Source organism: Microbacterium sp. Y-01 (assembly GCF_003856715.1).
In the GTDB taxonomy this organism is placed as follows: domain Bacteria; phylum Actinomycetota; class Actinomycetes; order Actinomycetales; family Microbacteriaceae; genus Microbacterium; species Microbacterium algeriense.
In genome coordinates, this window is the sequence record NZ_CP024170.1 from 119728 (window position 1) to 139586 (window position 19859).

The window sequence follows — 19859 nt, forward strand, 5'->3', positions numbered from 1 at the left end:
CTCCATGACGCGATTCTGGCTCGGCGGCTACGGCCCCGGCATGGACGGTGCGGCCGACGGGATCGGACTGCTCGCGGGCGACGAAGGTCGTGAGGCGACGACGCTCGCCTATCGGGGTGCGGTGGTGCAGGCGCCGTCGCCCTCGTGGCTGGCCCGGCATCCCTCCCTCGACGTCGTCTACGCCGCGCTGGAGGGGGATGCCGCCGTGCAGGCCTTCGCCCGGACGGGGGAGTCGGTGCTCGCACCCCTGGGCGCGCCTGTTCCGGTCGGAGACGGTGTGTGCCATGTCGCGGTCGCCCCGAACGGCTCTTCCCTGGTGGCGAGCTGCTACGGCGACGGCCGCGTCGTGCGGTTCGCGCTCGACGGGGAAGGACGCATCCTGCCGCCGAGACCGGATGCCGCTGCGGCACTGCGCGCTGCTCTCTTCGGCGACGACCTGGATCCGGACGCTCCGCCCGCGACGCCCCCCGGTGACGGGGTGGCGGCAGTGGACCCGTATGCGGTCGGCGGGGATCGCACCTCGCACGCCCATGCCGCGGTGTTCCTCACGGACGGACGCATCGCCACGACCGACCTCGGGTTCGACCTGGTCCGCATCTGGCGTGCTTCGACAGGCTCAGCAACCCAGGGGTCCGCGGGCTTGACGCTCGATCACGAGGTCGTGCTTCCGCTCGGCACCGGTCCGCGGCATATGGTCATGCATCCCAGCGGACACCTCCACGTGGTCACCGAATACTCGTGCGAGGTCTTCACGCTCGCGGCGGCGGCCGACGGCACCTGGAGCGTCGTGGCGTCGACCCTGTCGAGCCCGATCGCCCAGGTCGGCACCGACTTCCCGGCCGAGCTCGCCCGCTCGCGTGACGGGCAGTTCCTCTACACGGCCCTGCGCGGGAGCAACACGATCGCGGCGCTGCGCGTGCGCGGGGGAGGCGAGTCCCTGGAATCCGTGGCACTCGCCGACTCGGGCGTCGACTGGCCGCGTCACCACCTCGTCCACGAGGGCAAGATGCTGGTCGCGGGCCAGCGCTCGGACACCATCACGCTGCTCGACCTCGACGAGCGGACCGGCGCCCCTCTCGGCATCCGGCACGAGGCGCAGGTCCCGACGCCGACCCACTTCCTGCCGGTGCGCTGAACCGCGCTTGACCTCAACCTCGCTTGAGGTTCTAGCGTCGTCTCCATGACCACGGAGACCGAGCAGGGATCGATGCCGGGCGCGGCCGCACCGCGCATCCTCAGCAGCGAGTACGTCTGGATCACCATCGGCGCGTGCGCGCTCGTGTTCCTCGGCGCGTTCGAGTCCCTCGCGGTGACCACGGTGATGCCGACCGTGAGCGCCGACCTCGGGGGCGAGCGGCTGTACGCGCTCGCGTTCGCCGGACCGCTCGCGACCGGGGTCATCGGCATGGTCTTCACGGGGAACTGGGCCGATCGTCGCGGTCCGGTCGCTCCGCTGTACACGGCGGTCGGCATCTTCGTCGTCGGGTTGCTGATCGCAGGTCTCGCTCCGAGCATGGAGATCCTCGTCGCCGGACGGTTCGCGCAGGGCCTCGGCAGCGGTGGGTTGATGGTCGCACTCTACGTTGTCGTCGCCCGCGTCTACCCGCAGGAACTGCATCCGGCGATCTTCGCGGGCTTCGCTGCGGCGTGGGTCATCCCCTCGCTGATCGGGCCGACGGTCGCCGGAGCGGTGACGGAGCTGTGGAGTTGGCACTGGGTGTTCCTCGGCGTGGTGGTCCTGGTGCTGCTGGCGCTGCTGATGGTCATCCCGGCCCTCCGCGGATTGGCGGGCGGAGGGGATGCGACGACGCCCTGGTCGCTCGGTCGACTCGGGTGGTCGGTCCTCGCCGCTGTCGCCGTGCTCGCGCTGAACCTGGTCGGCGACATCCCCGGAGTCGGCCCCTGGCTGGCCGTCGTCGCCGTGGTCGTCGCGCTCATCGCGGTGCGACCGCTCGTCCCCCGAGGCACGCTTCGCGCCCGGCGAGGGCTGCCTGCGGTCATCCTCGTCCGCGGGCTCGGTGCTGCCGCGTTCTTCGGCGCGCAGGTGTACCTGCCGTATCTGCTGACGGATCGCTACGACCTCTCGCCCACCCTCGCCGGGCTTTCCCTCACCGGCGGCGCCCTCGCCTGGTCCATCGCGGCGACGGTGCAGGGGCGGATGGGCGCGCGCCTGTCGAGCGTGGCGGCCGTGCGCTGGGGCACGATCCTCGTGCTGGCCGGCATCGCGCTGACGGTCGCGACCGCGGGCTTCGGCTGGGAGGCGTGGACGGCGGCGGCCGCGTGGGTCGTGGCGGGAGCCGGCATGGGGCTGATGAGCCCGCGCAGCAGTGCGCTCACGCTGGCGCTCTCGACGCCGGAGACCCAGGGCTTCAACAGCGCGGCCATGACCGTCGCCGACTCCTTCGGCAGCGCGATGGCTCTCGCCGTCACCGGAGTGCTGTTCACCGCCCTGGCGGCAGCCGACCCGTTCCTCGGTGTGTTCGTCCTCGCGGCGGTGCTCGCGCTCGCCGCGGCGGTCCTCGCCCCGAGGGTCGGCGTGGGCGCGGGCCGCTGAGCGGGATTTGCGCGGTCGGCAACCGGTCCCTACGCTGATGAACGGTGTTCAGGTGAACATCGTTCAGGAAGGATCCTCATGACCGCTGCGCCCCGAGACACCTCTGCGACACTCGGCCGGGTGGCCGTGTTCGCCGCCCTCATCATCGTGCTCGGGACCGTCGTCGTCCCGCTCCCCGGGGGAGTGCCGATCACCGGTCAGACGCTCGGCGTGATGCTGGCGGGTCTGATCCTCGGTACGCGGATCGCGCCGCTGTCGATCGCGCTCGTGCTGGCCCTGGCGGCGCTGGGGCTTCCCGTGCTCGCCGGCGGTCGCGGCGGCCTCGGCGTCTTCGTGGGACCGACCGTGGGGTACATGATCGGGTGGATCGTCGGGGTCGTCGTGATCGGACTGCTCATGCGCACAGGCCGCTTCACCTGGTGGCGGACGGCCCTCGCGGCCCTGGTCGGCGGGGTGGCGGTCGTCTACGCCTTCGGCATCCCGGTGCAGGCACTCGTGACGGGCGTGCCGATCGACCTCACCGCGCTGTCGAGCCTCGCCTTCCTGCCCGGAGACCTCATCAAGGTCACCGCGGCCACCCTGGTCGCCGTCGCCCTCCGCCGCGCCTACCCGCGCGCGTTCCCCGACCGCCGCATCCCGACGACCCCCGTCCCCGCCTGACCCCGTCCCTTCCCGCCCCGCCGTGCGGGCACTTGTCGGACCGATTCACGGATGTCGGACCGGATCATGCCCTCCGGCCCGACATCCGTACAACCGCCCGACAGGCGTGCGCCGGAACGGGATTCCGTGTCCGGGGAACAAGTGGGCCGTGACTCGGTGTTGCTGATGAGCGAGACTGGCCACGGAACCGGCAGACGGAACCGGCCAACGGAGAGGTGCGACGGATGACTGCGGAGAAGACCGACGAATACGACCTGATCGTGCTGGGCGGAGGACCGGTCGGGGAGAACGTGGCCGACCGCGCCGTGCAGGGCGGACTCACGGCGATCATCGTGGAGAGCGAGCTCGTCGGAGGGGAATGCTCGTACTGGGCGTGCATGCCCTCGAAGGCGCTGCTCCGCTCCGCGCAGGCGCTGCGGGCCGCACAGCACGTCGCCGGAGCATCGCAGGCGGTGACAGGGAAGCTCGACGTGCGAGCGGTGTTCGACCGTCGTGACTCCTTCACCAGCAACTGGTCCGACGACGGCCAGGTGCAGTGGCTCGACTCGGCCGGCATCGACCTGGCGCGCGGACACGGTCGGCTCACGGGCGAGCGCGAGGTGACCGTGACGGATGCCGACGGCGGGGAGCGCGTGCTCCGGGCGCGGCACGCCGTGGCGATCAGCACCGGGTCGGACGCGGTCATCCCGCCCATCGACGGCCTGCGCGAGGCAGCGCCGTGGACGAGCCGCGAGGCCACCAGCGCCGAGGAGCTCCCGGAGAGCCTGGCGGTGATCGGCGGGGGCGTGGTGGCCGTGGAGATGGCGACCGCGTACGCCGCCCTCGGCTCGACGGTCACGGTGATCGCCCGCAGCGGTCTGCTCGGCGGGATGGAGCCCTTCGCGGGGGAGCGTGTCGCCGCGGGGCTGAAGGAGCTCGGCGTGGACGTGCGCACCTCGACGGGCACGACATCCGTGCGGCGGGACGACAGCGGCGTGACGATCACCCTCGACGGCGGAGACGAGATCGTCGCGGCGGAGGTGCTGGTCGCCACGGGGCGCTCTCCGCGCAGCGGCGACATCGGCCTGGAGGTCGTCGGCCTGGAGCCCGGGCGCTGGATCGAGACGGATGACACCCTCCGCGTCCCCGGTTCCGAGTGGCTCTACGCGGTGGGCGACGTGAACGGACACGTGCTGCTGACGCACCAGGGCAAGTACCAGGGCCGGGCCGCGGGCGACGTCATCGCGGCACGCGCGAAGGGCGAGGACGTCGACGACGCCCCGTGGGGCCGTCACGTCGCGACAGCCGACCACGCCGCCGTCCCGCAGGTCACGTTCTCGATCCCCGAGGTCGGATCCGTCGGGCTCACCGAGGCGGCCGCGCGGGAGGCCGGCACCGCCGTGCGTGCGGTCGACTACGACCTGGGCTGGGTCGCGGGCGCGAGCCTGTACGAGGACAGCTTCGCCGGACAGGCGCGCCTGGTCGTCGACACCGACCGCGACGTCGTGATCGGCGCCACGTTCGTCGGACCGGAGGTCGCGGAGCTCGTCCAGGCCGCGACCATCGCGATCGTCGGCGAGGTGCCGATCGCCCGGCTGTGGCACGCGGTGCCGTCGTACCCGACCATCAGCGAGATCTGGCTGCGGCTGCTGGAGGGCTACGGCCGCGACTCGGCGTGATCATCGAGGCAATCCGTTCGCGCGGCGGCGCCGAACAGGATCGGGATTGTTTCTCACATTGACGACCTCTCGCGCAACCCGCACCCCGATGTCGCACCCGTCTTATACGCTCTTACCCACATCCGAGGAGGCAGGACCATGAAGGCTGTACTCGCAGGAACCGTCATCGCCGAGGCCGACGAGAGCGACCTCGTCCGCATCGAGGGGAACTGGTACTTCCCGCCGGCGTCCATCGCGCCGGACACGCTCGTCGAGAGCCCCACGCCGTACACCTGTCCGTGGAAGGGCGAGGCGCAGTACTTCTCCGTGCAGACCGACAGCGGACTGCATGAGGACTACGCGTGGTCGTACCCGCATCCCTATCCCTCCGCGTTCGATCGCGTGGGCAAGGACTTCTCGGGCTACGTGGCCTTCGATCCGCGCGTCGAGGTCGGCCCCTAGCCACCCCCGCCTCGCATCGATCGACCGACTGGAGACCAGCCCATGATCGAGTTCCGCAACGTGACGAAGCGGTTCCCGGACGGCACCCTCGCCGTCGACGACTTCAGCCTCGTGCTGCCGTCGCGCAAGACCACCGTGTTCGTCGGCTCGTCCGGCTGCGGCAAGACGACCCTGCTGCGCATGATCAACCGCATGGTCGAACCCACCTCGGGAGAGGTCGAGATCGACGGCGAGAGCGTGCTCGGCGGAGACCCGGTCGCCTTGCGTCGTCGGATCGGCTACGTGATGCAGAACTCCGGACTGATGCCGCACTTCACCGTGCTCGACAACGTCGCGACGGTGCTGCGGCTGACCGGTGTGAAGAAGGCAGAGGCCCACAAGCGCGCCCGTACGCTGCTCGACACGGTCGGGCTCGACCAGTCGCTCGCCGAGCGCTACCCGAGTCAGCTGTCGGGCGGACAGCAGCAGCGCGTGGGCGTGGCCCGCGGGCTCGCCGCGGATCCCAACATCCTGCTGATGGACGAGCCGTTCGGCGCGGTCGACCCGATCGTGCGGGCCGACCTCCAGCAGGAGACGCTGCGACTCCAGCGCGAACTCGACAAGACGGTCGTCTTCGTCACCCACGACATCGACGAGGCGTTCCTGCTCGGCGACCAGGTCGTGATCCTCGACAAGGGCGCCCGCGTGGTGCAGGTGGGCAGCCCGAGCGAGATCATCGAGAACCCGGCCGACGACTTCGTGGCGGCGTTCATCGGCGCCGACCGCGGACGCCGTGCCCTGCACCTGAAGCAGACGCCGCGCGGAACCGTCGTCGTCGACTCCGAGGGGCGCACTCAGGGTGCGATCGTCGACGTGCCCGATTCCGTGACCGACGCGCTCCTGAGCGAGGAGAGCGCGACGAAGGGCGCTCCGTGAACTGGGTCGTCGACAACCTCGGGCTCATCCTCGAGCTGACCGCGATCCACCTGCAGCAGAGCGCGATCGCGATCGTCCTCGGCTTCGTCCTCTCGCTGCCGCTGGGCTGGGTGGCGTGGCGGTATCAGCTCGTGAAGGGACCGGTCATCGTCCTGACCGGTCTGCTCTACACGATCCCGTCCCTGGCGCTGCTGATCCTGCTGCCCTCCATCGCGGGCTACCCCGCCCGCAGCCCGGCGAACCTCATCATCGGTCTCACGATCTACGCGATCGCGATCCTGGTGCGGGCCGTGTCCGATGGGCTGGACTCCGTCGACCCGGCCATCCGGCAGTCGGCGACCGCCATGGGCTACGGCGGTTTCCGCCGGTTCTGGACGGTCGACTTCCCGCTCGCCGGCCCGGTCGTGCTCGCCGGCCTCCGCGTGGCGGCGGTCAGCACGATCTCCCTCGCCACGGTCGGGATCCTCGTCGGGGTCAACAACCTCGGCTACCTGTTCACGAACGGTCTGCAGCGCCGCATCCTGGCGGAGGTCTTCTCCGGTGTCGTCGCGGTGGTGGTCATCGCGCTCGTGATCGATCTGCTGCTCCTGCTGCTCGGCCGCGCCCTGATGCCATGGACCAGGGCGGCGAAGGTCCCGGCGGCGGCCCGCCAGACCGCGACGGTGAGGGCTGCCGCATGAACGTGTTCACCGAAGCCCTCGCGTGGCTCTTCTCGCCGGACCGCTGGGTGGGGCCCTATGCGCTGCCCATCCTGTTCGGCCAGCACATGTACTTCACCCTGGTCTCGGTCGTGATCGCCGCGGTGATCGCCGTGCCGCTGGGCTGGCTCATCGGCCACACGGGCAAGGGGCGCGAAGTCGCGGTCGCGGTCGCCGGCGCCGCCAGGGCGATCCCCTCGTTCGGACTCATGGTGCTGCTCGTGCTGCTGCTCGGCGTGCTCCGCATCCCGGAGGCCGCGATCATCACGTTCGTGCTCCTGGCCATCCCGTCGCTCCTCGCCGGGGCGTACACCGGACTCGAGGCGATCGACCGCCGCATCCTCGACTCGGCACGGGCCATGGGGATGACCGAATGGCAGGTGTTCTGGAAGGTCGAGGTGCCGCTGGGGCTCCCGCTGCTCGTCGGCGGCATCCGCGCGGCGCTCCTCCAGGTGATCGCCACGGTCACCATCGCGGCGTACATCAACCTCGGCGGTCTCGGCCAGCCGATCATCCAGGGCATTCCGCTGCGCAAGTTCGACCAGGTGCTGGGCGGGGCCATCCTGGTGGCCGTCCTCGCCCTGATCGTCGATCTGCTCCTCGCGATCGTCCAGCATGCCGTGGTCTCCGCCGGAGTCCGCAGCGCTCCGCAGAAGCGTCGATCGCGATCCGCCCTCAAGGCGGCGGCTCCCGCCACCGCCTGACCACCGACCCACAGCATCTCCCGTTGTCCCAGAGAAGAGGAAGTCCCATGTTCACAGCACGCAAGTCACGGCTCGCCCTCGCCGGCGGCGTCTCGCTCGTCGCGGCGCTCACGCTCGGCGGCTGCGCCAGCAGCAACCCGCTCGACGCTCCCTCCGAGGACTCGGGCTCCGGCGGCGGCGACACGATCGTCATCGGCTCGCAGGCGTACTACTCGAACGAGATCATCGCCGAGATCTACTCGCAGGCACTCGAGGCCGCCGGCTTCGACGTCGACGAGCAGTTCAGCATCGGCCAGCGCGACGCGTACATGCCGGATGTCGAGTCGGGCGCGATCGACGTGTTCCCGGAGTACACGGGCAACCTGCTCGAGTACCTCGACAAGGACGCGACCGCTACGAGCCCCGAGGATGTCTACGCCGCGCTGAAGGAAGCGCTGCCCGAGGGGCTCACCGCACTCGACTACGCCGAGGCCTCCGACCAGGACACGTACACCGTGCTGAAGAGCTTCGCCGAGGAGAACGACCTCACCTCGATCGGAGACCTCTCGAAGGTCACCACCCCTGTCACGATCGGTGCGGCGCCGGAGTTCGAGCAGCGTCCGTACGGCCCCGCCAAGGCGAAGGAGGTCTACGGCGTCGACCTCGGCTTCTCGGCGACGGGTCCGACCACGCTCGAGTCGCTGCTGGCCGGTGAGATCCAGGTCGCCGACATCTACTCGGCCGACCCGGCGTTCCAGACCGAGGACATCGTCGCGCTCGAGGACCCGGAGAACATCATCCTCGCCTCCAACGTCGTGCCGATCGTCTCGAGCGACGTGGCCGACGAGGTGTCCGACGTGATCAACGCGATCAGCGCCAAGCTGACCGCCGAGGAGCTCGTCGCCCTGAACGTGCAGAGCACGGTCGATCAGAAGTCGGCGAGCGACATCGCCGAGCAGTGGCTGGCCGACAACGACCTCAGCTGACTTCCGCCCTCACGAGCGCCCGGGCCCCTCAGGGTCCGGGCGCTCGTGCGTCAGAGGCGGGCGTCCTGCTTGGGAACGACGACCTGCTTGATGATGATCAGGATGGACGCGGTCACGGGCACCGCGACGAGGGCGCCGAGGAGTCCGAGCAGGGTACCGCCGGCGAGGGCGCCGATGACCACGAGGGATCCGGGCACCGCCACCGCACGGTTCATCACGCGCGGGGTCAGCACGTACGCCTCCACCTGCATGTACACCAGGTAGATCGCCGCGAAGATGAGGGCCGCGATCGGATCCGTGAACAGGGCGAGGCCGGTGCCGATGATCCAGAACAGCACGGATCCGACGAGCGGGATCAGCGTCACGCAGAACGCGATGGTCGCCATGAGGGGCGGGAACGGCAGCCCGAGCACCGTGTACAGGATGAGTGCGAGCGTCGCGTTGCAGAACGCCAGGATCACCATGCCCATCACGTAGCCGCCGACCGAGTCGGTGATCTGCTCCGAGATGTCGGCGGCCCGAGCCCGGTCGCGCGCAGGGGCCAGGCGGAGCAGGCCCTGCTTCATGGCGGGCAGGGTCGCGAGGAAGTACAGGGTGAGGACGAGGACGACGATCGCGCCCGAGATGCCGGTGGCGATCGAGGCGCCGACAGCGAGGGCGCCGCCTCCGATCGTGGCGAGATTGCCGAAGTCGGAGAGGAACTTCTGCACCTCGCCGACGAGATCCTGGAACTGATCGCCGAACTGGGCGTTCAGCGTCGCATAGAGATCGGTTCTCGTGAAGTCCTGGATCATGCCGGGAACCGACTTCACGAAGCTGGTGATCTGGTCGATCACGATGGGGATGACCATCCACAGCACGAGCGCGAACACGACGATCAGCGCGAGGATCGTGATGACGACCGCGATCGCCCGGGACAGGCCGCGGCGCTCCAGGAACCGCACGGCGGGGTCGAGGCCGAGCGCGCCGAAGAGGGCGAGGGCGATGTAGATCAGGACGGTCGACAGGCTCGAGATCGCGAGGCCGATGACGATGGCGCCCAGACCGCCGAGCGTCAGGAGGAAGCCGAACACGAAGGGACGGTCGATGCGCGTCCAGATCGACCGGCTCGGTGTCGGCGGATCGACGGGCTCGGCGGCCGCGGGGACGGTCTCGGTGAGCGTCGGGGCCTCTCCACCCGGTGCGGGCGTCTGCTCGAGGTGCGGCTCCGCGGCAGCGTCGTCGTGGGACGCGGGAGAGGGCGACTCGTCGTTGCTCATGTGCTCACGATAGCGGGGAAGCGGAGCGAAACCAGGGTCTGATGCGGCTCTAGAGTAGGGGGCATGACCGCCGCCGAGGACCCGAAGGCCGAACTGCTCCGACTTCGCGCCACCATCGACAACATCGACGCCGCACTGATCTTCATGCTGGCCGAGCGCTTCCGCGCGACCCAGCAGGTCGGGCACCTGAAGGCCGAGCACCAGATGCCGGCATCCGATCCGAATCGGGAGGAGCAGCAGGTCGCGCGGCTCCGCGCACTCGCGGAGGAGGCGCATCTCGACCCGGAGTTCGCGGAGAAGTGGTTCAACTTCGTGGTGGCTGAGGTGATCCGCCACCACACGGAGGCGGCCGAGAGCCGCTGAAAGAGGTGCCGGACGGGCGACGGTGTGTGCAGCACTCGCCCGTCCGGAGCTGTGAGAGGCCGAGAAGGCCAACTAAGTTCAATGAATAAACTTAGGGAGAGACTACGGATCGTCTGACGATCTGTCAACAACTCGCGACGGATGGCTCTGGAACGGGAACGCATGATCAACACGGATGACGGCCTCGATACGCAGGCGTCGGTTCGGCGTGCGAACCTGCGGCGGGCGCTGCAGCTCGTGTTCCGAAACCCCGGCACACAGACGAGGGCCGGCATCGCGCGCTCCACCGGGCTGACCGCCGCGACGGCATCCTCCCTCGTCGCGGAGCTGATCGACACCCGCCTGGTCGTCGAGGGAGAGCAGGCCGCGAGCACCGGCGGGAAACGGGCCACGACCCTCAGCATCGATGCGAGTCACCACCTGATCCTCGTGCTGGTGATCCAGCCTCTCCACGCGGACATCGCCCTGGTGGCGCTCGACGGCTCCGAGGTGGAGACCCGCGAGGTGAGCTACAGCCCTGCGGAGCGCGACCGCCTCCTCGACGAGGCCGTCGCGGAGGTGGCCGCCGAGTTCCGCGGACGCCTGCTCGCGGTCGGAGTGCAGCTGCCGGGAACCACCGACGGGCGGTCGGTGCTCGAGAGCGTGCAGCTGCGGTGGCAAGACGTGCCTCTCGCCGAGCGGCTCGAGCAGATCGTCGACGCCCCGGTGCTGCTCGTGAACGACGTCGACGCGGAGGCCATCGCGGAGGCCGGGATGGACGAGTCGCCGTCCGGATACCGCCTCTTCATCCACCTGGGCGGGGGCGTCGGGGCGGCCGTCACGCTCGACGGCGAACTCGCCCCCGGTCCGCGGGACCGCGCCGGCGAGATCGGACACGTCCAGGTCGTCTTCGGTGAGGCCGCTCGCGCCTGCCGCTGCGGACAACGCGGCTGCCTGGAATCCGCCGCCGCGATGGGCGCCATGCTCGGGGAGGAGTTCTCCGATGCGCTCGACCCCGCGGCGATCGCGGAACTCGTCGCGCGGGCGGATCAGGCGCAGATCGACGAGGGGGCGCGCGCCCTGGCCCGTGCCATCAAGCTCATCGCGGCCCTGCTCGATCCCACCGAGGTGGTCATCGGCGGTCCGGCCGCCCAGCTCGGTCCGCGGTTCCTCGAGAGGGTGCGCCGCGAGACCGAGTACCCGGCGCGGGGGACGGCGCAGGTCCCCGTCCGCTACGCCGACCCCCGGGTCTCGCTCTCCGCAGGCGCCGCCCAGGCCGCGCTCACCGCGACCCTCGGTGTGCGCTGGAATCCGCAGCAGCTGCGCGCCGCGTCCCCGTCCTGAGGCCCGAGCCGCCGCGTGCCCGCGCAGGTCCGCGGACGGATGTCGGGCGGGCGGCTCGGACCGGCGGACGGATGTCGGGCCGGCGGACGGATGTCGGGCGGGATGCCGGGTTTCCCTCCGGCATCCGTCCATCCGTCCGACAGGTGTCCCGGCATCCGTGCATCCGTCCGACAGGTGTCCCGACGGGCGGTGTCCCGGCAGGCGGTGTCCCGACGGGCGGGACCCGGGCGGGACCCCGGCGGCGGGCGCCGAACCTACTTGACGCTGCCTGCCGTGAGTCCGCCGACGAGGCGCTTCTCGATGAGCATGAACAGGATGACCACGGGCAGGATCGCGACGATCGACACGCCGAACACGTACTGCCAGCTCGTCTCGTACTGCCCGACGAACTTGGTCAGGGCGACCGACAGCGGCTGATTCTTGTCGGTCGACAGGATCACGAGCGAGGCTGCGAACTCGTTCCAGCAGGCCACGAACGTGAACACGATCGCGGTGACGATGCCGGGCCACACGAGCGGAAGGTTGATCTTGAACAGCACGGTGAAGCGTCCGGCGCCGTCGATCTGCGCCGCTTCGTCGATCTCCTTCGGAATGCCGGCGAAGAAGGAGTGCATGATCCAGACCGCGAACGACAGGTTGAACGCGGCGTTGATGAAGATCATCGCCGCCCACGTGTCGCCGAGGCCGAGCGTCGTGAACTGTCGGAACAGGCCCGAGGTGAGAACGGCGGGCTGCAGCATCTGCGTGACGATCACGAGGAACAGGAACACCATGCGCCCCGGGAACTTGAATCTCGCCGTGTAGTACGCCGCCGGCAGCGACACGAGCAGCACGAGCAGCGTCGCGAACACGGCGATGATGATCGTCGAGATCAGGTTGTACGGCAGCGGCGTCTCGGGCGTCGACCACATCGAGATGTAGTTCTCCCAGTGCCACTCGATGGGGAAGTACGTCGGGTCGACCGAGCGGATCTGCGACTTCGTCTTCACGGAGCCGAAGAACATGATGAGGTACGGCAGCACGAAGATGGCGAGCACGAGGAACCCGGCGACGGTGCGCAGGATCACGCGAGGCAGCGTCACCTGGTCTTCCGTGTAGCGGCGCTTGCGTCCGGGAGCCGGAGGTGTGGCGCGGCGGCCGCGGCCTCCCGTCGTGGTCACGAGCTCGGTCTCGGTCACGGTCATGATCAGACCTCCTTCATGGGCTTGACGATCTTCACGTACGCCGCGACGATCACGATGACGATGAGGAACGCGACCACCGACAGGGCGCTGGCGACATCCACCTTCTTCTGCAGCTCGATGTACTTGAAGATCAGGGTCATGATCGTGTCGGCGCCGTAGCCGGGGATCGATCCGGTCATCACCTTCAGGATCGGCAGCGAGTTGAACACGTTGATGATGTTGATGAGGATCGCCACCGCCAAGGCGCTCCGCAGCTGCGGCAGCACGATGGACCAGTAGGTGCGGGCGGGCCCGGCGCCGTCCATCTTCGCGGCCTCGATCGCGTCGGCCGGAACCGACTGGAGCCCGGCGAGGATCGTGTACGTCGTGAACGGAAGTGAGACGAAGATCGCGATCACGATCGACCAGATGAACGCCGTGGTGGGGTTCTTGGTCCATCCGTAGCCGACGGCGTCATCCGACAGTCCGATGTCGTAGAGGAACTTGTTGAAGATCCCGAAGTAGGGCTCGAGGCTGTAGTAGAACACCATGGTCGTCATCACGACGGACGCGGCCCACGGCACGATCACGGCCATGCGGACGAGCTGCCTGCCCGGGAAGGCCTTGTTCAGGATCTGCGCCAGCCCGAGCGAGATGACGACGGTGAGCGCGACGACCGAGACCACCCAGACGATCGTGCGGAAGAAGATCGGCCAGAACTCGGCGAAGGCGAACACGGTGGCGAAGTTGTCGAAGCCGACCGAGCCCTTGTCGAGGCCCGACAGCGAGATGTCGCGCGTCGAGTTGAAGAACATCACGCCGGCGGGGAACAGCACGACGCCGATGATGAGCAGCAGGGCCGGTGCGATCCAGGGCAGCGCCTGGAGCAGATCCTTTCCCCCGGGCCTGCCGCGCGGGGCATCCGGGGTCTTCGGGGTGCGGGGGCGGCTGTCCGCCGCCCCCGCGAGGTTCGAGGACTCTGTCTTCTGGCTCATTCGGGTACCCGAACCTCTCCGATCAGCGGGCTCAGCCCGCGTCGACCTGCGACTGGATCTCGGTCAGCACATCCTGTGCCGGCTTCGACTGCAGCTGTCCGAACAGGGACTTGAACGCACCGTCGGCGGCCGACCACTTCGGGTTCGTCGACGGGTAGAACTGGGCGTCGGGCAGCACGTCGAGGAACGGCTTGAGAGCCTCCTCGCCGGAGAGCTGCTCGGCACCGGACTTGGTGACCGGGAGGAAGCCCTCGGCCCGCACCCACGGGACGTACACGTCGGGCGAGTAGTAGTAGTCGAAGAACTTCGTGATCGCCTCCTTCTTGTCGTCGTCGTTCTGGAACGCCATCAGCTGGTCCATGACGCCGAGCGTGAAGGGCGAGCCGTCCTTCGTGGGGATCGGGACGATGGAGTAGTCCAGGTCGGGGTTGTTGTCGGCGATCTGTCCGACCGTCGGCGGCAGGCCGACCTGCATGCCGATCTTGCCCTGGATGAAGATGTCCATCAGCGGGGAGCGCTGCGTCGAGCCGGGGTCTGCCTGCGTCGCACCGGCGTCGATCATCTTCTTGATCTGCTCGGCGCCGACGAGGTTCTCCGGGGTGTCGATCGTGATCTCCGACGCGTCGCCGAAGGAGCCGCCCCCGCCCCACAGCCAGACGGCTGCCTCGGCCTGCGCCTCTTCGGAGCCGAGCGGCATGCCGTAACCCGCGACGCCACCGCCGAGCGCCGACACCTTGGTCGCGGCGTCGAGCAGCGAGTCCCAGTCGGTCGGCGCTTCGACACCCGCCTGGTCGAGCAGGGCGTTGTTGACGAACAGGGCACGCGCAGAGGCGATGAGGGGCAGCGCATAGGCGGTGCCGTCGACCTCGGCGTTCTTCAGGAACGACTCCTGGAAGTCGGAGTAGGTGTCGTCGGAGACGACGTCCTTCGTCGGGTACAGGAGCTCGTCGCCCACGAAGCCGGCGAACGGGCCGCCGTTGTAGATGTCCGGTGCCTCGTTCGCCTGGATCTTGGTGGAGACGACCTTCTCGAGGTTGTCCCAGGACTGCACCTCGAGCTCGACCTTGATGTCGGGGTTGGCCTTCTCGAACCCGTCGATGACGGTCTCCCAGTTGGCCTTGGTGCCGTCGGAGTAGCTGGGGACGAGCAGGTCGAGGGTGGTGGATCCCTCCTCGCCTCCGCTGTCGCCGGACGATCCGCCGAACCCGCACGAAGCGAGCGAGAGCGTGGCGACGGCCGCGATGGCGGCGGCACCGAACCGCAGTGACTTCTTCATGTGTATTGCATTCCTCACTGTGAGTGACCACTCCGCGGCGGCGGGGCCGCTTCGGAGGGGGGTGTGGTGCACAGTCGCAAGCACATCACGCGACGGTGCGTGGTGATCGCTTCGCCGGGTGGCAGCCGCGATCGTTCAAGCCGAGGCTCGGGTTCTCGGCGACGATCAGGACCGGCGTCGAGGCGGTGGAACTTGTCCGATTATTTGTCAGGAGAACAAACAAAATCAAGAAGATCCTGAGGTTGCTGTTCTTATGCGCCATAGTATGATCGAAACCGGCATCAAACGATCACAAGTATGCAACATATCGCTCGAAAGGCCGTTCCATGACCGAATCGCTGCCCGGCGCGCACATGCGCGAAGAACTCCACTCCCAGCCCGCCATGTGGGCCAGGGCCGCCGATCTGACGGCTGAGCAGAAGCGGCTTCCCGCGTCCGGCGCGCGCATCGCGGTCGTCGGCTGCGGCACCTCGTGGTTCATGGCCCAGTCGTATGCGGCGCTGCGAGAGACCTCCGGTCAGGGCGAGACCGACGCTTTCGCCGCATCCGAGGCCTTCATCGATCGCGGCTACGACGCCGTCGTCGCGCTCACCCGCTCCGGCACGACCACCGAGGTCCTCGAGCTCGTCGAGCGCATCAAGGGACGCATCCCGACCGTCGGCGTGATCGGCGACCCCGAGTCCCCGCTCGTCTCGCTCGTGGACGAAGCCGTGCTGCTGCCCTTCGCCGACGAGAAGTCCGTGGTGCAGACTCGCTTCGCCACCACGGCGCTCGCCCTGTTCCGCGCCTCCCTCGGCGAGAACCTGGACGCCGCGATCGCCGACGCCGAGGCCGTGCTGGTCGAGCCCGGCGACGAGGGGCTGCGCGATGCCGACCAGTACACCTTCCTCGGTCGCGGCTGGACGATCGGACTCGCCCACGAGGCCGCCCTCAAGCTGCGCGAGTCGTCGCAGTCGTGGACAGAGGCCTACCCCTCGATGGACTACCGCCACGGCCCGATCGCGATCGCCGCTCCCGGTCGGGTGACCTGGCAGTTCGGCGAAGCTCCGGAAGGACTCTCGGCGCAGGTCGAGGCCACCGGCGCCCGGTTCGAGCAGCGCGCCATCGACCCGCTCGCCGACCTCGTGCGCCTGCACCGCACGGCCCTCGACCGCGCCATCGCCCGGGGCCTCGACCCCGACCAGCCGCGCAACCTCACGCGATCCGTCATCCTGGATGCATGACACGAACCCCCGCCGGAGCCGATCATGACCGGAGCTGACGGGGCGGGCAACGTCCCCGACGTCGAGCGCGACGCCGCGGGGGAGCGGCTCGCCGCTGTGCGCGCCCTCGGGCCCGGTGCCCCCGTGCTGGCCTTCGACGTGGGCGGCACCGACATCAAGTCCGCGCTGTTCGACGCGGATGGCACGGCGCTCGGTCTGCGCCGCACACCCACCCCGATCGTGGAGGGCGATCGCACGCAGGCGCTGCTCGAGCGCCTCGACGTGCTCGCTGCGGAACTGCGGACTGCGCATCCGGCGGTCGTGCCGCAGGCGGTCGGCCTCGTCGTGCCGGGAATCGTGGATGCGGACGCGGGGATCGGGATCTTCGCGAGCAACCTCGGCTGGCACGACGCTCCGCTCCGCGACCTCGCGTCCGCACGCCTCGGCCTCCCTGTGGCGTTCGACCACGACGTGCGTGCCGCGAGCTGGGCCGAGCGCCGGCTCGGCGGCGCCCGTGATTACGCGGACGCGGTCGTGCTCGTGATCGGCACCGGTATCGCCGGCGCCCTCCTCGTCGGCGGCGTGCCCTACACGGCCGGCGGCTATGCCGGTGAGATCGGGCACTCGCCCATCGCGGACAGCCCCGTCTGCGCGTGCGGCGCCCGCGGCTGCCTGGAGGCGGTCGCATCGGCCGGAGCCATCGCGCGTCGCTACCGCGAGGCCACCGGCATCACCCCGGAAGGGGCGAAGGACGTTATCGCCAGGGCGGCGGCCGGTGACGAGGTCGCCGCGGAGATCTGGAACTCCGCGCTCGACGCCCTCACGATGTCCCTGGCCCAGCTCACGGCGGTGGTGGCGCCGCAGGCCGTCGTCATCGGCGGGGGACTGTCCCGTGCCGGAGGCGCGCTGTTCGACGAGCTGCGCTCACGGCTCGCCGCCCGGCTCAGCTTCCACCGCATCCCGGTCCTCGTCCCGGCGCAGCTCTCCGGCAACGCGGGCCTGCTCGGTGCGGCCCTGCGCGCGAGGGAGCTCACATGATCCTCACCGTGACACCGAACCCCGCCCTCGACCTCACCTGGCACGTCGACCGTCTCATCGAAGGCGGCACGCACCGAGCGGATGCCGGAGCGGCCCGAGCCGGCGGCAAGGGCCTCAACGTCGCTCGCGTGGCGCACGCGCAGGGGTCCGCCGTCCTCGCCGTCACCACCGCCGGCGGTCGGGCGGGCGAGGAGTTCGCCGCCGAACTCGCCGCGAGCGGAGTGCCGCACGCGCTGGTGCCGGTCGCCGCAGACACCCGACGGAGCGTGGCGATCGTCGACCGGACGCTCGGCGACACCACCATCATCAACGAGCGCGGGGCGAACCCGACCGATCTCGAGTGGGCGGCGCTGATCGGTGAGGTCGTGGAACGGCTGGCCGCGGCGAGCGTGCTCGTCGTCTCCGGCAGCCTCCCGCCCGGGGCGCCGGAGACGCTGCTGCCCCTGCTGATCAGGGTCGGGCGCGACGCGGGCGTCCCCGTCATCGTGGATACCTCCGGTCCCGCTCTCCTCCGCGCGGCGGATGCCGGAGCGACGGTCCTCAAGCCGAACATGGCCGAGCTCGTCGAGGCGACCGGCATCGCGGATCCGGTCGAGGGCGCCCGCTCCCTGATCGGCCGCGGCGCCGAACTGGTGCTGCTCTCGCTCGGAGCGGACGGGATGCTCGCCGTCACCGCCGCCGACCTCGTGCACGCACGGCTCGATCAGCCGCTCGCCGGCAACCCCACCGGTGCCGGCGACGCGGGGGTCGCGGCCTGCGCGGTGCGGTACGCCGCGGGAGACCGCGACCCCGCGTCGATCCTTCGCCTGGCCACCGCCTGGTCTGCCGCCGCGGTGCTCACCCCCCTCGCCGGCGACATCTCCTCCCGCTGGACCGAGCTCGAGCAGCAGCTCCGCGTCTCGCATCCCGATCCCTCTTCATTCCGGAAGGACCCCTCGTGACCCTCGTCTCCGCTCGCGACCTCGTCTCCGCGGCATCCGCCGCCGGCACCGGGATCGGCGCGTTCAACGTGATCCATCTCGAGACCGCGGAGGGGCTGGTGCGCGCTGCCGCCCTCGCGCAGCTGCCGGTCATCCTGCAGATCTCGCAGAACTGCGCCGACTATCACGGGGGGCTCGAGCCGATCGCTCTGGCCACGCTGGCCGTCGCGCGTCGTGCGGAGACCCCCGTCGCGGTGCACCTCGATCATGCGGAGCGGCCTGAGCTGGTGGACGAGGCCGTCGCGTTGGGCTTCGGGTCGGTCATGTTCGACGGCGGGGCGCTTCCCTATGACGAGAACGTCGCCCTGACGGCTGCGGTGGTCGAGCGCGCCCATGCGGCAGGGGTGTACGTCGAGGGGGAGCTCGGCGAAGTGGGCGGTAAGGACGGAGCGCACGCGCCCGGAGTGCGCACGGACCCCGACGAGGCGCGGCAGTTCGTCGCGGCCACCGGCGTCGACGCGCTGGCCGTCGCGGTCGGCTCCTCGCACGCGATGACCGATCGCACGGCCTCCCTGGATCTCGACCTGATCCGGCGGCTGCACCAGACCCTGCCCGTCCCGCTCGTGCTGCACGGATCCTCCGGCGTCGCGGACGAGGTCATCGCGGATGCGGTGCGGGCGGGCATGACGAAGATCAACGTCTCCACGCACCTGAACGGGTTCTTCACACGCGCCGTCCGCGAGAAGCTGGCGGCGGACGAGGGGCTGGTCGATTCGCGCAAGTACCTCGCCCCCGCGCGCGAGGCGCTCGCACAGGAGGCCGCCCGCCTGCTCCGACTCTTCGCCCTCGTCTCATGACCGCGCAGATCCGCACCCGGGTCGCAGGGATCCCGACCACGGCTGCGACCTCGCGGCGAAACTGCGACGGCAGCGGAGGAGGAAGCCGATGAAGCGCGCGGCACGACTCAACGCCATCCTCGACCTGCTGGCGGCGAACGGCGAGGTCTCGGTTGAGGAGCTGGTCGAGCAGTTCGGCGCCTCCCCCGCGACCACGCGCCGCGACCTCGACAGCCTCGCCGAACAGCGCCTCCTCACACGCACGCACGGCGGAGCGGTGGCGCAGACCGTCGCCTACGAGCTGCCCATCCGCTACAAGAGCCACCTCCGCACCCACGAGAAGGCCACCATCGCGCAGACCGCGGCCGGTCTCGTGGCGCCAGGGATGGTGGTCGGGCTCTCCGGCGGCACCACCACCACGGCCATCGCGGCTGCCCTCGCCGCGCGGGAGGACCTGGCGGCGAACGGCGGCATCACCGTCGTCACGAACGCCGTCAACATCGCCGCACAGCTCGCCACGCGCCCCGACATCAAGGTCGTCGTCACCGGCGGTGTCATCCATTCACGCAGCTACGAGCTGGTGGGCCCCTTCGTCGAGCAGCTGCTGCGAGGCGTGCGCCTCGACATCGCGTTCATCGGGGTGAACGGGATGGATGCCGCAGCCGGTGCCAGCACCCAGGATGAGCGCGAGGCCGCGGTGAACCGCATGATGGCCGAACGCGCCCGACGCGCCGTCGTCGTCACCGACGGCAGCAAGCTCGGTGTCGAGGCCTTCTCCACCGTCGGCGGCGTCGAGCTCTTCCCGACCGTGATCACGGACGCCGGCGCCGATCCGACGGCCCTCACGGCATTGCGCAGCGCGGGCTACCAGGTGCTCGTCGCCTGAAGC

The 19859-nt window shown here is 69.9% G+C and carries 21 protein-coding genes; 16 read left to right on the plus strand and 5 right to left on the minus strand.

Annotation, left to right across the window (positions count from 1 at the left end; translation table 11 throughout):
- Positions 1-4 precede the first annotated feature (4 nt).
- The 9 genes from CSX12_RS00585 to CSX12_RS00625 all read left to right on the plus strand — a co-directional run bounded on the left by CSX12_RS00585 (position 5) and on the right by CSX12_RS00625 (position 8595).
- Positions 5-1135 (plus strand): beta-propeller fold lactonase family protein, encoded by a 1131-nt coding sequence (locus CSX12_RS00585; RefSeq protein ID WP_124894485.1) that lies wholly within the window; start codon positions 5-7, stop codon positions 1133-1135.
- Between the two features lie 72 nt (positions 1136-1207).
- Positions 1208-2554 carry an MFS transporter gene (locus CSX12_RS00590; RefSeq protein WP_124896769.1) on the plus strand — a complete coding sequence of 449 codons (1347 nt, stop codon included), beginning with the start codon at positions 1208-1210 and terminating at the stop codon, positions 2552-2554.
- Between the two features lie 78 nt (positions 2555-2632).
- Complete coding sequence (locus CSX12_RS00595) at positions 2633-3214, plus strand: biotin transporter BioY (protein WP_124894486.1); 582 nt, start codon at positions 2633-2635, stop codon at positions 3212-3214.
- Positions 3215-3438: 224 nt separating this feature from the next.
- On the plus strand, positions 3439-4872 hold the full coding sequence (locus tag CSX12_RS00600) for an NAD(P)/FAD-dependent oxidoreductase (RefSeq protein ID WP_124894487.1): 1434 nt from the start codon (positions 3439-3441) through the stop codon (positions 4870-4872).
- Between the two features lie 138 nt (positions 4873-5010).
- Positions 5011-5313 carry a DUF427 domain-containing protein gene (locus tag CSX12_RS00605; protein WP_017201330.1) on the plus strand — a complete coding sequence of 101 codons (303 nt, stop codon included), beginning with the start codon at positions 5011-5013 and terminating at the stop codon, positions 5311-5313.
- A gap of 42 nt (positions 5314-5355) precedes the next feature.
- On the plus strand, positions 5356-6228 hold the full coding sequence (locus tag CSX12_RS00610; protein ID WP_017201329.1) for an ATP-binding cassette domain-containing protein: 873 nt from the start codon (positions 5356-5358) through the stop codon (positions 6226-6228).
- Entirely contained in the window at positions 6225-6908 is a 684-nt protein-coding gene (locus tag CSX12_RS00615) for an ABC transporter permease subunit (RefSeq protein ID WP_017201328.1), read from the plus strand. The genes CSX12_RS00610 and CSX12_RS00615 overlap by 4 nt, the downstream gene beginning before the upstream one ends.
- The gene (locus tag CSX12_RS00620) at positions 6905-7630 is read left to right on the plus strand and encodes an ABC transporter permease (RefSeq protein WP_124894488.1); all 726 of its coding nucleotides are present in this window, start codon (positions 6905-6907) and stop codon (positions 7628-7630) included. The genes CSX12_RS00615 and CSX12_RS00620 overlap by 4 nt, the downstream gene beginning before the upstream one ends.
- 47 nt (positions 7631-7677) lie before the next feature.
- Positions 7678-8595: an ABC transporter substrate-binding protein gene (locus tag CSX12_RS00625; RefSeq protein WP_124894489.1), complete on the plus strand. Its 918-nt coding sequence runs from the start codon at positions 7678-7680 to the stop codon at positions 8593-8595.
- 50 nt (positions 8596-8645) lie between these two features.
- Here the strand turns inward: CSX12_RS00625 and CSX12_RS00630 are convergent, their stop codons facing one another.
- Positions 8646-9854, minus strand: a complete 1209-nt coding sequence (locus CSX12_RS00630; protein WP_017201325.1) for an AI-2E family transporter — start codon at positions 9852-9854, stop codon at positions 8646-8648.
- A gap of 63 nt (positions 9855-9917) precedes the next feature.
- Here CSX12_RS00630 and CSX12_RS00635 point away from each other — a divergent pair, with 63 nt between their 5' ends.
- Positions 9918-10217 (plus strand): chorismate mutase, encoded by a 300-nt coding sequence (locus CSX12_RS00635; RefSeq protein ID WP_124894490.1) that lies wholly within the window; start codon positions 9918-9920, stop codon positions 10215-10217.
- A 162-nt stretch (positions 10218-10379) separates the two neighbouring features.
- A complete protein-coding gene (locus CSX12_RS00640; RefSeq protein WP_241160524.1) occupies positions 10380-11540 on the plus strand; it encodes an ROK family protein in 1161 nt (386 codons plus the stop codon).
- Between the two features lie 254 nt (positions 11541-11794).
- Here CSX12_RS00640 and CSX12_RS00645 read toward each other — a convergent pair whose 3' ends face one another.
- The 4 genes from CSX12_RS00645 to CSX12_RS18410 all read right to left on the minus strand — a co-directional run bounded on the left by CSX12_RS00645 (position 11795) and on the right by CSX12_RS18410 (position 15236).
- Complete coding sequence (locus CSX12_RS00645) at positions 11795-12724, minus strand: carbohydrate ABC transporter permease (protein WP_206427113.1); 930 nt, start codon at positions 12722-12724, stop codon at positions 11795-11797.
- 2 nt (positions 12725-12726) lie between these two features.
- A complete protein-coding gene (locus CSX12_RS00650; RefSeq protein ID WP_124894492.1) occupies positions 12727-13698 on the minus strand; it encodes a sugar ABC transporter permease in 972 nt (323 codons plus the stop codon).
- Between the two features lie 31 nt (positions 13699-13729).
- Positions 13730-14974, minus strand: coding sequence for an extracellular solute-binding protein (locus CSX12_RS00655; RefSeq protein WP_124894493.1), 1245 nt, complete (start codon positions 14972-14974; stop codon positions 13730-13732).
- An 85-nt stretch (positions 14975-15059) separates the two neighbouring features.
- Positions 15060-15236: a hypothetical protein gene (locus tag CSX12_RS18410; RefSeq protein ID WP_164479510.1), complete on the minus strand. Its 177-nt coding sequence runs from the start codon at positions 15234-15236 to the stop codon at positions 15060-15062.
- Positions 15237-15300: 64 nt separating this feature from the next.
- Between CSX12_RS18410 and CSX12_RS00660 the strand changes: the two genes are divergently transcribed.
- The 5 genes from CSX12_RS00660 to CSX12_RS00680 all read left to right on the plus strand — a co-directional run bounded on the left by CSX12_RS00660 (position 15301) and on the right by CSX12_RS00680 (position 19856).
- Complete coding sequence (locus CSX12_RS00660) at positions 15301-16197, plus strand: sugar isomerase (RefSeq protein WP_124894494.1); 897 nt, start codon at positions 15301-15303, stop codon at positions 16195-16197.
- A gap of 24 nt (positions 16198-16221) precedes the next feature.
- Complete coding sequence (locus CSX12_RS00665) at positions 16222-17214, plus strand: ROK family protein (protein ID WP_206427114.1); 993 nt, start codon at positions 16222-16224, stop codon at positions 17212-17214.
- Complete coding sequence (locus tag CSX12_RS00670) at positions 17211-18155, plus strand: 1-phosphofructokinase family hexose kinase (RefSeq protein ID WP_124894495.1); 945 nt, start codon at positions 17211-17213, stop codon at positions 18153-18155. Before CSX12_RS00665 ends, CSX12_RS00670 begins: the two co-directional genes overlap by 4 nt.
- Complete coding sequence (locus tag CSX12_RS00675; RefSeq protein WP_124894496.1) at positions 18152-18991, plus strand: class II fructose-bisphosphate aldolase; 840 nt, start codon at positions 18152-18154, stop codon at positions 18989-18991. Before CSX12_RS00670 ends, CSX12_RS00675 begins: the two co-directional genes overlap by 4 nt.
- Before the next feature lie 88 nt (positions 18992-19079).
- The gene (locus CSX12_RS00680; RefSeq protein ID WP_017201314.1) at positions 19080-19856 is read left to right on the plus strand and encodes a DeoR/GlpR family DNA-binding transcription regulator; all 777 of its coding nucleotides are present in this window, start codon (positions 19080-19082) and stop codon (positions 19854-19856) included.
- The last annotated feature ends 3 nt before the right edge of the window (positions 19857-19859 follow it).

Coding starts and splice junctions, on each gene's coding strand:
- CSX12_RS00620 (WP_124894488.1), top strand. CDS start 6,905: ATGAACGTGTTCACCGAAGCCCTCGCGTGGCTCTTCTCGCCGGACCGC.
- CSX12_RS00635 (WP_124894490.1), top strand. CDS start 9,918: ATGACCGCCGCCGAGGACCCGAAGGCCGAACTGCTCCGACTTCGCGCC.
- CSX12_RS00595 (WP_124894486.1), top strand. CDS start 2,633: ATGACCGCTGCGCCCCGAGACACCTCTGCGACACTCGGCCGGGTGGCC.
- CSX12_RS00585 (WP_124894485.1), top strand. CDS start 5: ATGACGCGATTCTGGCTCGGCGGCTACGGCCCCGGCATGGACGGTGCG.
- CSX12_RS00590 (WP_124896769.1), top strand. CDS start 1,208: ATGCCGGGCGCGGCCGCACCGCGCATCCTCAGCAGCGAGTACGTCTGG.
- CSX12_RS00670 (WP_124894495.1), top strand. CDS start 17,211: ATGATCCTCACCGTGACACCGAACCCCGCCCTCGACCTCACCTGGCAC.
- CSX12_RS00610 (WP_017201329.1), top strand. CDS start 5,356: ATGATCGAGTTCCGCAACGTGACGAAGCGGTTCCCGGACGGCACCCTC.
- CSX12_RS00640 (WP_241160524.1), top strand. CDS start 10,380: ATGATCAACACGGATGACGGCCTCGATACGCAGGCGTCGGTTCGGCGT.
- CSX12_RS00655 (WP_124894493.1), bottom strand. CDS start 14,974: ATGAAGAAGTCACTGCGGTTCGGTGCCGCCGCCATCGCGGCCGTCGCC.
- CSX12_RS00680 (WP_017201314.1), top strand. CDS start 19,080: ATGAAGCGCGCGGCACGACTCAACGCCATCCTCGACCTGCTGGCGGCG.
- CSX12_RS00665 (WP_206427114.1), top strand. CDS start 16,222: ATGACCGGAGCTGACGGGGCGGGCAACGTCCCCGACGTCGAGCGCGAC.
- CSX12_RS00630 (WP_017201325.1), bottom strand. CDS start 9,854: ATGAGCAACGACGAGTCGCCCTCTCCCGCGTCCCACGACGACGCTGCC.
- CSX12_RS00625 (WP_124894489.1), top strand. CDS start 7,678: ATGTTCACAGCACGCAAGTCACGGCTCGCCCTCGCCGGCGGCGTCTCG.
- CSX12_RS00600 (WP_124894487.1), top strand. CDS start 3,439: ATGACTGCGGAGAAGACCGACGAATACGACCTGATCGTGCTGGGCGGA.
- CSX12_RS00605 (WP_017201330.1), top strand. CDS start 5,011: ATGAAGGCTGTACTCGCAGGAACCGTCATCGCCGAGGCCGACGAGAGC.
- CSX12_RS00650 (WP_124894492.1), bottom strand. CDS start 13,698: ATGAGCCAGAAGACAGAGTCCTCGAACCTCGCGGGGGCGGCGGACAGC.
- CSX12_RS18410 (WP_164479510.1), bottom strand. CDS start 15,236: ATGGCGCATAAGAACAGCAACCTCAGGATCTTCTTGATTTTGTTTGTT.
- CSX12_RS00660 (WP_124894494.1), top strand. CDS start 15,301: ATGACCGAATCGCTGCCCGGCGCGCACATGCGCGAAGAACTCCACTCC.
- CSX12_RS00645 (WP_206427113.1), bottom strand. CDS start 12,724: ATGACCGTGACCGAGACCGAGCTCGTGACCACGACGGGAGGCCGCGGC.